13 protein-coding genes are annotated in these 11878 nt (G+C 65.1%); 9 read left to right on the top strand and 4 right to left on the bottom strand.

Annotated features, from left to right (window positions below; translation table 11 throughout):
- Positions 1 to 184 precede the first annotated feature (184 nt).
- Both JUB11_RS11290 and JUB11_RS11285 read right to left on the bottom strand, forming a co-directional pair.
- Positions 185 to 709, bottom strand: a complete 525-nt coding sequence (locus JUB11_RS11290) for a hypothetical protein (protein WP_207458631.1) — start codon at positions 707 to 709, stop codon at positions 185 to 187.
- A gap of 122 nt (positions 710 to 831) precedes the next feature.
- Positions 832 to 2043 carry a site-specific integrase gene (locus JUB11_RS11285; protein WP_207458630.1) on the bottom strand — a complete coding sequence of 404 codons (1212 nt, stop codon included), beginning with the start codon at positions 2041 to 2043 and terminating at the stop codon, positions 832 to 834.
- Positions 2044 to 2645: 602 nt separating this feature from the next.
- Between JUB11_RS11285 and JUB11_RS11280 the strand changes: the two genes are divergently transcribed.
- The 9 genes from JUB11_RS11280 (at position 2646) to JUB11_RS11240 (ending at position 11233) form a co-directional block, all read left to right on the top strand.
- Entirely contained in the window at positions 2646 to 3119 is a 474-nt protein-coding gene (locus JUB11_RS11280; RefSeq protein WP_348771412.1) for a PH domain-containing protein, read from the top strand.
- 441 nt (positions 3120 to 3560) lie between these two features.
- Positions 3561 to 3824, top strand: coding sequence for a hypothetical protein (locus JUB11_RS11275; RefSeq protein WP_207458629.1), 264 nt, complete (start codon positions 3561 to 3563; stop codon positions 3822 to 3824).
- A 429-nt stretch (positions 3825 to 4253) separates the two neighbouring features.
- On the top strand, positions 4254 to 4535 hold the full coding sequence (locus tag JUB11_RS11270) for a GNAT family N-acetyltransferase (RefSeq protein ID WP_348771411.1): 282 nt from the start codon (positions 4254 to 4256) through the stop codon (positions 4533 to 4535).
- A gap of 26 nt (positions 4536 to 4561) precedes the next feature.
- On the top strand, positions 4562 to 6388 hold the full coding sequence (locus JUB11_RS11265; protein ID WP_207458628.1) for an ABC transporter ATP-binding protein: 1827 nt from the start codon (positions 4562 to 4564) through the stop codon (positions 6386 to 6388).
- Positions 6389 to 6617: 229 nt separating this feature from the next.
- Positions 6618 to 7832, top strand: a complete 1215-nt coding sequence (gene nhaA / locus JUB11_RS11260) for a Na+/H+ antiporter NhaA (RefSeq protein ID WP_207458627.1) — start codon at positions 6618 to 6620, stop codon at positions 7830 to 7832.
- A gap of 69 nt (positions 7833 to 7901) precedes the next feature.
- Positions 7902 to 8678, top strand: coding sequence for an arsenical resistance protein ArsH (gene arsH, locus JUB11_RS11255; protein ID WP_207458626.1), 777 nt, complete (start codon positions 7902 to 7904; stop codon positions 8676 to 8678).
- A 151-nt stretch (positions 8679 to 8829) separates the two neighbouring features.
- Positions 8830 to 9561: an HAD-IA family hydrolase gene (locus JUB11_RS11250; RefSeq protein ID WP_207458625.1), complete on the top strand. Its 732-nt coding sequence runs from the start codon at positions 8830 to 8832 to the stop codon at positions 9559 to 9561.
- Between the two features lie 156 nt (positions 9562 to 9717).
- A complete protein-coding gene (locus JUB11_RS11245) occupies positions 9718 to 10248 on the top strand; it encodes an SRPBCC family protein (RefSeq protein WP_207458624.1) in 531 nt (176 codons plus the stop codon).
- A 1-nt stretch (position 10249) separates the two neighbouring features.
- A complete protein-coding gene (locus JUB11_RS11240; RefSeq protein ID WP_207458623.1) occupies positions 10250 to 11233 on the top strand; it encodes a PQQ-binding-like beta-propeller repeat protein in 984 nt (327 codons plus the stop codon).
- On the opposite strand, the gene JUB11_RS11235 is transcribed toward JUB11_RS11240, so the two are convergent.
- Together JUB11_RS11235 and JUB11_RS11230 are read right to left on the bottom strand one after the other, a co-directional pair.
- Entirely contained in the window at positions 11220 to 11516 is a 297-nt protein-coding gene (locus JUB11_RS11235) for a hypothetical protein (RefSeq protein ID WP_207458622.1), read from the bottom strand. The genes JUB11_RS11240 and JUB11_RS11235 overlap by 14 nt on opposite strands.
- A 133-nt stretch (positions 11517 to 11649) precedes the next feature.
- Positions 11650 to 11814 (bottom strand): hypothetical protein, encoded by a 165-nt coding sequence (locus JUB11_RS11230; RefSeq protein WP_207458621.1) that lies wholly within the window; start codon positions 11812 to 11814, stop codon positions 11650 to 11652.
- Positions 11815 to 11878 lie beyond the last annotated feature (64 nt).

Genomic DNA, 11878 nt, shown 5'->3' with positions numbered 1-11878 from the left:
GTGCGTCGGCCAATTTTGACAGTCTCAAGTCGACCAGACTGGATCAGCTTGTAGACCGTGGTGCGCCCAACCCCGAGCGCACGCTGGGTATCATCGATGGAAACGCACAACTGTTTCATCGGCATCCCTCGTCATTGGAGCCGCCAACAGGCAGCGGCGAACGAGAGAAGACTCGCACGAACAATCACGGAACGCCGTGGACTTTAACTCGCTCGGGATTTTTGTCCTTGTCTCTGCTTTCTCGCCTGCTCCAGTGCTTACGAAGAAGCTCACGGGACCATTGCAACCGATCGGGATGAACGCGACCAGGATGGATAACATTCATGTCAAGATAAGCCATGGCCTCATGTACAAGACATTCCGCATATCCTCTAGATAGGCGCTTCGCTATGGCATCAACACTAGCCCCAGCCTTCTTTCCCTTTAAATCGAAAAAGTGCTTTGCTGTTTCCTTATACACACTGTGCAATGGCTCATCCGGCCTTTCGGTCCTTATTCTATTGCACATCCAATACATCTCAAGATCATTATAGTTTCGCGCCCCTCTCGGCCTGCCTGGTTTTTTAAATAGGCTATGCGCATTACCTTTGAGCTTTTGAGTTTCTAGAACAGCCTGCCAAACACTATTAGCGCCATTGTGGCCTAACGCACTTACTAATTCATAGTACAGATGAAGCGCTTTATCGAAGTGATAAGCCTTGTCGCTCATTGCCTCTCCGCTGGGCATCTCCGCATTCAGGTCCGGCGGGGAAGCGCAGGCGGAGTGCTGCGCTTGTCGGGGGCCATCCTATCCCCGCCGGTCTCGGTGCCCGGTCGAGCCGGGCAAATCTCTCAGGCTTTCCGACGCGCCATCGGCACGACCTTTCCGCCCTTCGGCACGCAGAAGCCGGCCCAGGCATCCATGAGCCGGCGCCGCTTCTCCAGCAGGTCCGACCGCAGGTAGGCCGCCTCCACCCTGCTCTCGACGGCATGGGCAAGCGCGGCCTCCACCACCTCCCGCGGGAAGTTGGTCGACTCGGCCGCCCAGTCTCGGAACGAGCTGCGGAAGCCGTGAGCGGTGCAGCCGGTCTCCATGCGCCGGAGCAGCATGGTCAGCGTCATGTCGGACATGGGCTTGATGAGCTTTGCGCCGGGGAACACCAGCGTCGCCGGAGCCTCGGACGTGCGCAGTTCCTGCGCCTGCTTCAGGATCTCCACGGCTCGGTCGGACAGCGGCACGACGTGCGCCTTGGTGGCCTTCATCCGCTCCTTCGGGATGGACCATAGCCGCCCCTCGATGTCGATTTCCGACCAGACCGCGCCGCGCATCTCGCCGGAGCGCACCGCCGTGAGGATCAGGAATTCGAACGCCAGCTTTACCACCTCGCCGGCCTTGGGCGTCTCGCGCAGAGCCGTGATGAAGGCCGGCACCTCCTGCCAGGGCATGGCCGGGAAGTGCTCCTTGGTCTTCGGCTGGCGCGGCAGGCCCTTGGATACGCTCCGCATGGGCGCCTCTGCCGGCCGGTAGCCTCTCGCGTGCGCCCAATCCAGCACGGTCCCGATGCGCTGCCTCACCCGCCGGGCCGTCTCAGGGATCTTGAGCCAGATCGGCACGAGGGTGTCGCAAATCATGCCGCTGGTGATCTCGTCCACACGACGGTCCCCGAGCAGGGGAAATGCATAGGCCTCCATCGTCGCGAGCCATTGATTGCCGTGCTTGGAGTTCTTCCAGGATGGCTTATGCGTTTTCAGAACCTGGAGGGCGGCGTCCCTGAAGGTCGGGGTCTGGGGTTCCGGCGCGGCCTCCTCGGCAACCTGCTTGGTCGGGTCGATCCCATTCCGGACCTGCTTGCGGAAGGTGTCGGCCGCTTCCCGGGCCTCCGCCAGCGACACGCCGGAGGCTGAGCCAAGCCCGAAGTCGCGGCGCTTTCCCTCATGCTGGATCCGGAGCACCCACTTCCGGGACCCGTCCCCGGCGATCACCAGCGCCAGGCCATCGCCGTCGCCATACCGCCCCGGCTCCTTCAGGGTTCGCACCTGAACGGCCGTCAACCGCTTGCCCATCACCCCTCCGTCGAACCGAAGCGTCCCACACAGCGTCCCACACTTCAATGCGGGTGCGTGTGAACGCTCGCGAACTGTGGCGGGCAAAGAATGGCGGTTTTACAGGGGTTTGGCAAGCGTGCGCGAACATCGACGAACGTAGAAAACCCTTAGTTCGGAAGACACCCCATCCGCCACAAGCGCCTTTCAAATCCTTCTTTTTTGGGTTTAGCCGCCCTGAAACGAAGCTTTGGGGGCCAGATTTCATCTTTACGAGACAGGCCCAAATATAGCCCCCCCGCGCGAAATCGCTCGGAAGAAGCCAAAGGCTGGCTCAAGCATATTTTAGCCCTTTAAAGCGTCGACATTTTCCTCTTAAGTTGCCGCAGCTTTCTTGGTAACGTCTGGAAAGCGCTTGCCCATCTCGCATATCATGGTCGTTTGCCGGTTGATCAATTTTTCAGGTGCTTTACCAGTCGTTCTCCGGCACCATCACCAGCATGATCCTTGAAGGTTTTATCGAAGCGCTCCGGGCATAGCGATATACATTTATGCTAGGGATAGATCCCCTGGCTCACCTTAAGTTCGAATGCTGCTAGCTTTATGGATCTGGTACTCTCGCTGTGGTGGTCATCGCACGAGGCATGTGGCCAACAGCATGGGGTAACGCGCGGTTCACCGCCCGTGGTGCCTTACCCTCCTCCATAAAGAATTCGATCATGGGTTTATTTGATGCGCTGCTTGGTCATGCATCAGAAGTAACATCTGACGACATTCAAAAAGAGTACGGCACTCTTCTAGCGCCTTCGGAAACCGTTGAGCGAGCTTACAAGCTAGTCCGGGACTTGTTCATCTTCACGAACAAGCGCATGATCCTTGTGGATAAGCAAGGCATCACCGGAAGGAAGGTCAAGTATCATTCCATTCCGTATCGAAGCATCACCCACTTCAGCATCGAAACGTCCGGAACTTTCGATCTCGATGCTGAATTGAAAATTTGGATCTCCGGGACCGAAAAGCCGATTGAGAAGACCTTCAACAAATCGCTGAATGTGTATGGCCTGCAAGCGTTGTTGGCTGAATATGTGTTGAGATAGGCCTCAGGCGAACGACCTGCCGGCATCGACCATTCACGCTGTAAGGGCTAAGGAGAAGTACGAGGTCGGCCGAGGGACTTGAGCCCGGCGAGGAAGCCTGTTCACAGGCGCCTCGTCGGAGGGGCCGGAACGCGGGTGCCTTGCCTAAATTTTTCGTGGATGCCGAAGGGCTCGCTGTCATTCAAGGATGGGCGAATGCGGAGTATGCCCCCTTGCTGGCCCGTCCTTGTCCGTCAAAACACGAATGGCGCTTCAATCCGATCTGGAGCAGGAAACGGCGACGCTATGAATTGACTTTAACAAACGGGAGCCTGGAAGGGCCTCCTTCTTGCGCCCTGCGGGAAAGCGACAGGGGATACCTGGAAAATTCCTCCACGCGGCCCCGGATATGGCTATAATCAATCCGCTTGCCAAACGAACGATTGGGATAGGGCCGGGCGGATGATCGCAGCGAAGAAGAGCAGATGGAAAGGATTGAACCTCGCCATCATCCTGGGCGCGCCGCTCTGGGGCCATGGGCTTGGCGGGCCGGCGGGACTGAAGCTCGGGTTGCTGGTGTCCGGCTTCGTGCTGTTGAAGCTGATGCTGCCCTACGCCGTCGCCTACCTGCGCGATCACGGGCGCGAGCCGGAATCGAAGACGCTGCTGTGGGGTGCCGCCGGGGTGGTGACCCTGTGCCTCGTGCTGGTGTCCACCCTTTACTGACGGCCGATTTCTTCGCGCTCAATGGCCGAGCGACGCCATCCGGTCGCCGCCGCCTTCCCCCCTTGGAGGAAGGTGTATGAACGCCGCGTGAGGTAGATCCGAAAGGACGATGGCGCCGTCTTCGCGCCGGGCGGCCATGGCGTAATCGAACTCAATGCCGATATCCGGGCGCGGACTCCCACGAGCCCGTCCCCAGCGGCGTCTTGTCTCCAACTCCCACGGCCAGCGAGTCCCCGTTCACACTGCTTCTGCCCGTCGCCGTGGCGCCGGGGAGACGACGATCCCCGCGTGAGCATCCGCCCGTCAATCCGGTTATCGACAGGACCCCATGGCGGCACCGCCGGGTGGCGAGCCCGGCGCCGAGGTGCCATGCTCTGCCCCGCAATCGAATGAAACGCCATCCAACGAAACGCCAAAAGTGAGGACCACGTGACCGACTTCGCCGACAACAGCGCCGCCAACCGCTACGAGATGACCGTCAACGGCACCACCGCCTTCATCGACTACGTGCTTCAGGGCGACACCATCAACCTCACCCACACCGAGGTGCCGCAGGCGCTGTCCGGCCAGGGCGTGGGGTCGCGGCTGGTGAAGCAGACGCTGGAGGACATCCGCGGGCGCGGGCTGAAGGTCGTGCCGAGCTGCTCCTTCATCCACGGCTACATCGGCAAGCACCCGGAATACCAGGATCTGGTCGCATCGGCCGGCTGATCCCGCCCCACTCGGTCCGGCACCTCATGCACGCCCTCTTCGAACGGCTGTTCGAGCCCTTCGCCCGCGCCGACATCGCACAGCCGCCGCCGGGGGCCGCGGCCTTCTACGGCTATTTCCTGAACCCGGCGCGCGGGCTGCTGATCTGCACGCTCATCGTCGCCGGGCTCGCCTCGGTGACGGAGCTGGCGCTGTTCTGGTTCCTCGGGCTGCTGGTGGACTGGGTGCAGTCCACGCCGCGCGAGCGCTTCCTGGCGGAGCATGGCGCGGCGCTCGCTGGCATGGCCTTCCTGGCGGTCGTGCTGCGGCCGCTGCTGGTGCTGGGCTCGCGCGGGCTGATCAACCTCACCCTGGTCCCGGGGCTGACCACCCGCGTGCGCTGGCAGAATTACCGTTGGGTGCTGCGGCAGAGCCTGTCCTTCTTCCAGAACGACTTCGCCGGCCGCATCGGGCAGAAGGTGATGCAGACCGGGGCGGCGGTCCGCGAATCGGTCGTGAACGTGATCGACGGGGTCTGGTTCCTGCTCACCTTCCTGGTCGGGACCGTGGCGCTGTTCGCGACGCTCGACTGGCGGCTGATGCTGCCGGTGCTGGTTTGGGTCGTCGCCTACGGGCTGGTGATCGCCCGGATGGTGCCGCCGGTCCGGCACAAGTCGGCGGCCCTGTCGGAGACCACCTCCTCCCTCTCCGGCCGGGTGGTGGACAGCTATACCAACATCCTGTCGGTGAAGCTCTTCGCCCATGCGGAGCGGGAGGACGCCTTCACCCGCGCCGGGATGGACCGGCAGCTCCAGGCGTACCGCGTCCTGATGCGAGCGATCTTCGACATGACCGTGGCGCTGACGGTGCTGAACGGCCTGCTGATCTGCGCCACGGTCGGGCTGGCGCTGCATCTCTGGCTGTCCGGCACGGCCAGCGCCGGCACCATCGCCATGGCGACCAGCCTGATCATCCGGCTGACCCAGATGTCCGGCTGGATCCTGCGCACCATCACCTCGCTGTTCGAGAATGTCGGGACCGTGCAGAACGGCATGGAAACCATCGCCCGCCCTCACGCCGTGCAGGACCGGCCGGGCGCGCCGGAGCTGCGGGTTGAACGTGGCGCCATCCGGTTCGAGGACGTCCGCTTCCATTACGGCAAGGGCAGCGGCGTGATCGAGCGGCTGAACCTCGACATCCGGCCGGGGGAGAAGGTCGGGCTGGTCGGGCGGTCGGGTGCGGGCAAATCGACGCTGGTCAACCTGCTGCTGCGCTTTCACGACCTGGAGGGCGGCCGCATCCTGATCGACGGGCAGGACGTGGCGTCGGTGACCCAGGCGAGCCTGCGCGCCGCCATCGGGGTGGTCACCCAGGACACCAGCCTGCTGCACCGCTCCATCGCCGACAACATCCGCTATGGACGCCCCGACGCGAGCGAGGAGGAGATGGTCCGCGCGGCAAGGCTCGCGGAGGCCGACGGCTTCATCCGCGGCCTGAAGGACCCGAATGGCCGCAGCGGCTACGAGGTGCATGTGGGCGAGCGCGGCGTGAAGCTGTCCGGCGGCCAGCGCCAGCGCGTCGCCATCGCCCGCGTCATCCTGAAGGACGCCCCCATCCTGATCCTGGACGAAGCGACATCGGCACTCGATTCGGAGGTCGAGGCGGCCATTCAGGGCCAGCTCGCCGCCCTGATGCGGGGCAAGACCGTCATCGCCATCGCCCACCGCCTCTCCACCATCGCGTCCCTCGACCGGCTGATCGTGATGGAGCAGGGCAAGGTGGTGGAGGACGGCGGCCACCACGACCTCATCGCCCGGGGCGGCCTCTACGCCCGGCTGTGGGAACGCCAGTCGGGCGGGTTTCTGGGCGTCTGATCCGCCCCTAATCTCCTCCGGAATGCCTTGCCGTCGCACCCGCGCCCGATTTCACAAGCGCGCGCGGCATTCCTATGTAAAATCCGCCAAGCTTCGGCTTGAGCTTGGCACGGCCTGACCAGCCGCCGGGGGCCGCACACGCGCGGAACCCGAAGCCGTCTCAGCACGTCCTGGGGGAAGGGGTGCCAACCGAACGCCGACGATGTCCTGAAAAGAACGAAAGGTACCGATGACAGCGCATCAGACAAAAACGCCCCGGCGTCCCCTCTCCCTGCTCCGCAACTTCATGGACAACGAGGCGTCCGGCGGGCTGGTCCTCATGGCGGCGGCGGCGCTTGCCTTGGTTGTCGCGAACTCTCCCCTGTCGGACGCGTATTTCCACACGCTGCACAGCTACGTGCTTGGGCTCAGCATCGGGCATTGGATTAACGATGGCCTGATGGCGGTCTTCTTCCTGCTGGTCGGGCTGGAGATCAAGCGGGAGATGCTGGACGGCCAGCTCTCCACCTGGTCGCGCCGGATCCTGCCGGGCGTGGCGGCGGCGGGCGGCATGGCCGCCCCGGCGCTGGTCTATGTCTTTTTCAACGCCGGGACGCCGGAAACCCTGGCCGGCTGGGCCATCCCGGCGGCGACGGACATCGCCTTCGCGCTTGGCGTCCTGTCGCTGCTGGGGCCGCGGGTGCCCGTCTCGCTGAAGGTCTTCCTCACGGCGCTGGCCATCATCGACGATCTCGGCGCCGTCATCATCATCGCGATCTTCTACACCAGCAACCTGTCGCTGCCGGCGCTCGGGCTGGCGGCGGTGCTGCTGGCCGGACTCATCGGCCTGAACCGCGCCGGGGTGGAGAAGCTCTGGCCCTATCTGATCATCGGGCTGGGGCTCTGGGCGGCGGTGCTGCTGTCGGGCGTCCACGCCACGCTGGCCGGCGTCGCGCTTGCGCTCACCATCCCGCTGCGCCCAGCCCCGGCGGCACCCGACGATCTCGAATCGCCCCTGCACCGGCTGGAACACGCGATCCACGGCTGGGTGGCCTTCCTGATCGTGCCGATCTTCGGCTTCGCCAACGCCGGCGTGTCCTTCGCCGGGATGGACGCCGCCGCCGTCACCGGCCCGGTGCCGCTGGGCATCGCGCTCGGCCTGTTCATCGGCAAGCAAATCGGTGTCTTCGGCACGGCCTGGGTGACCATCAGGATGGGCTGGGCCGACACGCCGGCCGGCGCCTCCATGATGCAGCTCTATGGAACGGCGCTGCTCTGCGGCATCGGCTTCACCATGAGCCTCTTCATCGGCGGGCTGGCCTTCCCGCAGCAGCCTGAACTCTCCGACGCGGTGAAGGTCGGGGTGCTGTGCGGGTCCATCGTCTCGGGCATCGCCGGCTGGGTCCTGCTCCGCCTCGTCCCCCGGCCCAGCCGTGCGGTCCCGCCGCGGCCCGCCGGGGTGTAAAGTCCGGGAAGGCTCCGGCGGGATGTTGGGCTATCATCCGCGCCCGACACACCGCCGGAGAATTCTTCCATGAGCCCCACTTCCGCAAGACTGCGCGACCTGCCCGACCCCGATCACCTGCCGGCGCTCGATCCGCTCTACGCTCGGGAACGGCCGGCGGCGGGGCTGGGGACGGGGACGGGAGCGGAGGACGGCCCGCCGCGGATCCTCCTGCTCTACGGGTCCCTGCGGCCGCGCTCCTACTCGCGGCTGGCGGTGGAGGAAGCGGCGCGGCTGCTGCGCTTCTTCGGGGCGGAGACGCGAATCTTCGACCCGTCCGACCTGCCCTTCCCCGATCAGGTGCCCGGCGACGACCACCCCGCCGTGAAGGAACTCCGGGATCTGTCGACCTGGTCGGAAGGCCAGGTCTGGTGCAGCCCGGAGCGTCACGGTCAGATCACCGGCCTGATGAAGGCGCAGATCGACCATCTGCCGCTCAGCATGGGCGGCATCCGGCCGACCCAGGGACGCACGCTCGCCGTCATGCAGGTGTCCGGCGGGTCGCAATCCTTCAACGCGGTGAACACGATGCGGCTGCTCGGCCGCTGGATGCGCATGGTCACCATCCCCAACCAGTCGAGCGTCGCCAAGGCCTTCCAGGAGTTCGACGAGGCCGGCCGCATGAAGCCGTCCGCCTATTACGACCGGATCGTGGACGTGATGGAGGAGTTGGTGCGCTTCACCGTGCTGCTGCGCCCGCACACGGCGGCCCTGACCGACCGCTATTCCGAGCGGAAGGAGGAAGGCCGCCGCGTGGACCCGGCTACGGATCTGTCCTCGATCGCGACGGCGCCCCAAAAACCGTGAACGCCGAAGGCTGTTGTCAGGAATTGCTCACCATACCGGCAAGTATTTCCTGAAACTTACTTGTCCCGCTGCGGCCGTTCGTAGCATCGCGCGCGCTTCCTTCCGCTGCTAGACTGGCCTCCAACAAACAAAGTCCGGGAGGATCGGCATCATGCAGGCCGCACAGGACCGCTCGCGCCCGCCGTTGCGCGCGATCATCTTCGACGTCGACGGCACGCTGGCCGAGACGGAGGAAACCCACCGCGAGGCCTTCAACCGGACCTTCGCGGAGTTCGGCCTGTCCTGGAACTGGGACCGCGCGCTCTACCGCCGACTCCTGAAGGTCTCCGGGGGCAAGGAGCGGATGCGCGCCTACGCCGAGCAGGCTGACCCGGACCGCATCGGGGACGGCTTCGACGCGATGGCCGCGGCCATGCACAGGCGCAAGACCGCCCTCTACACGGCGGCGGTGGAAAGCGGGGGAGTGCCCTTCCGGCCGGGCGTCGCCCGGCTGATCGAGCAGGCCCGCGCCGCCGGCCTGACGTTGGCCGTCGCCACCACCACCTCCGAGGCCAACGTGATCGCCCTGTTCAACGCCGTCACCGGCGGCGAGGGGCCGGGCTGGTTCGCCTGCATCGCCTGCGCCGAGCAGGCGCCGCGCAAGAAACCCGACCCGCAGGTCTACGACCTGGTGCTGGAGCGGCTGGGGATGCCGGCGGAAAGCTGCGTCGCGCTGGAGGATTCGACCAACGGCGTCCGCGCCGCCCGCGCCGCCGGCATCCCCGTGATCGTCACGGAAAGCATCTACACGCAGGGCGATGATTTCACCGGCGCGCTGGCCGTCCATCCCGACCTGAGTTCCGTCACGCTGGAGGACATAAGGGCGTTGAGCTGGGCAAGATGATTGCGCATGCAATGATCATTTTTTGCCGCAACGCCAAAAAGTCCTAATGACGCTATGGTTGGCCGTCTGTATCATCCGCCCTCCAAAGCCGTTCGCCCGGCCCATCCGGCCGGAGCGGAAAAGCCGAATCCAATCGGCTCATCAAGGGAGGATGTTTTGAAAGCCTTCGGTCTTGCCCTGTCCATGCTCGTCGCCCTGTCGCCGCTCGCGGCGGAGGCCCATGGCCCGACCCGCCAGAAGCTGACGAAATCCGTCGAGATCGCGGCTCCGCCGGAAGCCGTCTGGGCGCTGATCAAGAACTTCGATGACATGAGCTGGCATCCGGCGGTCGAGAAGACCGAGGCCAAGGGCGGCAACGACGCCAAGGCCACGCGCACGCTGACTCTCAAGGGCGGCGGCCAGCTCCACGAGGAGCTGCGCAAGTACGAAGCCGAAAAGATGAGCTATTCGTACAAGATCACGGACGTGAACATCGACGTGCTGCCGGTCGCCAACTACAGCTCGACCATCGACGTCGAGCCGGGCAAGGATGGCGGTTCGGTGGTGGAATGGCAGGGTGCCTTCTACCGCGGCTACATGAACAACGATCCGCCCGAAAAGTACAACGACGAGTCCGCCGTGAAGGCGGTGAGCGGCGTCTACGAGGCCGGCCTCGCCAACCTGAAGACGCTCGCCGAGAAGAAGTAAGGTGGCCGGCCGACGGCTTCGCCCCGCCCTGCCCTCTGCCACGCTGCGCTGCGCCGCCGGGGCCGGTTTGCTGCTGTTCTCCCTGACCGGCATCGCCCAGGCGCAGCGCGCCTGGGTCACCAACCAGACGGAGGGCACCGTGTCGGTGATCGACACGGCCACCGAGACGGTGGTGGCGACGGTCAAGGTGGGGCAGAAGCCGGCGGGCGTCGCCGTTGGCGACGGCCGCAAGGTCTTCGTGACCAACCCGGACAGCAAGGACGTCTACCGCATCGACGCGGCCACCGCCTCGGTGGACCTGCGCCGCCCCGTCGGGGAGGTCCCGCTGGGCATCGACGCCGACCGCGAAGGGCGCCGCGTCTATGTCGCGGACTGGTACCGCAAGCGCGTCCTCGTGCTCGACGGCGCGACGCTGGACACGGTCGCGGAGGTCGCGGTCGGCGAGGTGCCGGCGGGGGTGCGGGTGGTGGACGGCCGGGGCATCGTCCTCGTGGCGAACCGCGACTCCGACAGCGTCTCGGTCATCGACGCGCGGACGCTGGCGGTCAGGGCCACCATTCCCGTCGGAACCCATCCCTTCGGCATCGACGTCGATGCGCGGGAAAGCCGCGCCTATGTCGCCAACGTCGTCAGCGGCACGGTCAGCGTCATCGACCTTTCGACCCTGACCAGGGTCGCCGACGTGCCGGTCGGTTCCTGGCCCTACATGCCGGCGGTCACGCCGGACGGGCGCCGCGCCTTCGTGACCAACCAGCAGGACAATACCGTCTCCGTGATCGACACGGAAAGCCTCGCCGTCATCAAGACCATCGAGGTCGGCGAATATCCGGAAGGAGCCCAGGCGCACCCCGACGGGCGCCGCGTCTTCGTCGCGAACTGGTTCAGCAACGAGGTCAGCGTCATCGACGTGGACAGCCTGACGGTGACCGGCACCATCGAAACGGGCGACGGAAGCCGGGGGTTCGGCCGCTTCATCGGCCGGTAAGGGCGCGCGGGCGTTCCTGCCGCGCGCCCGCTTGCAGCCCCGTCAATGCCCGTGCTTGTGATGGCCGCGGCCGCGTCCCTTCCAATGGCCCCCGGCCATGCCCATGGCCGCCATCATGCCAACCGCCGCCGTAATAGCGCGGCTCGGCATAGTAGTAATCGGGCTGCACCACATAGGCCCGCGGCTGCGGCACATAGCCGTAATAGCCGGTGTGGCCCGAGACCACGCAGCCGGACAAGGTGAGCCCCGCCAGAGCCGCCAGGGCGATGTTTCGGATGGTCATGATGTCCCCGCCTGCGTCCATCTTGTCTTCGGAAGCTTCGCTGTCGCGCTTCCATAAAGATGAACAAGCCTGGGCGGTGACTTAATCCCGGTCGGAAGGGGCTAACCGGAAAGAGGCGAGGAGAGGATGGGAATCAGGCCGCGCGGCCGAGCGGGCGCAGACGTTGCGCCGCTTCGCGCATCAGCAGACCGAGCCGGTCCTGCGGAATCTGCTTGCGCTCCGCCGCCGCCTCGCAGAGCTGGTAGGGGCTGACATGGTACCGCTCCGCCAACTCGTTCAGGATGTCCGCCAGAGACATGTCCTCAAGAGACATGTCCCCGGAAGAGATGGCATCGAGCGAATTGGAGATCATCACGGCGGCA

The organism is Azospirillum sp. SYSU D00513 (assembly GCF_017356015.1).
GTDB lineage: Bacteria > Pseudomonadota > Alphaproteobacteria > Azospirillales > Azospirillaceae > Azospirillum.
The sequence above is the reverse complement of the archived record's forward strand: the minus strand, read 5'-3'. Positions and strand labels throughout refer to the sequence as shown.

Excerpts from the sequence above, each read along its gene's own strand:
- JUB11_RS11275 (WP_207458629.1), top strand. The coding sequence starts at position 3,561 with ATGATCGCAGCGAAGAAGAGCAGATGGAAAGGATTGAACCTCGCCATC.
- JUB11_RS11235 (WP_207458622.1), bottom strand. The coding sequence starts at position 11,516 with ATGACCATCCGAAACATCGCCCTGGCGGCTCTGGCGGGGCTCACCTTG.
- arsH (WP_207458626.1), top strand. The coding sequence starts at position 7,902 with ATGAGCCCCACTTCCGCAAGACTGCGCGACCTGCCCGACCCCGATCAC.
- JUB11_RS11250 (WP_207458625.1), top strand. The coding sequence starts at position 8,830 with ATGCAGGCCGCACAGGACCGCTCGCGCCCGCCGTTGCGCGCGATCATC.
- JUB11_RS11230 (WP_207458621.1), bottom strand. The coding sequence starts at position 11,814 with ATGTCTCTGGCGGACATCCTGAACGAGTTGGCGGAGCGGTACCATGTC.
- JUB11_RS11285 (WP_207458630.1), bottom strand. The coding sequence starts at position 2,043 with ATGGGCAAGCGGTTGACGGCCGTTCAGGTGCGAACCCTGAAGGAGCCG.
- JUB11_RS11290 (WP_207458631.1), bottom strand. The coding sequence starts at position 709 with ATGAGCGACAAGGCTTATCACTTCGATAAAGCGCTTCATCTGTACTAT.
- nhaA (WP_207458627.1), top strand. The coding sequence starts at position 6,618 with ATGACAGCGCATCAGACAAAAACGCCCCGGCGTCCCCTCTCCCTGCTC.
- JUB11_RS11265 (WP_207458628.1), top strand. The coding sequence starts at position 4,562 with ATGCACGCCCTCTTCGAACGGCTGTTCGAGCCCTTCGCCCGCGCCGAC.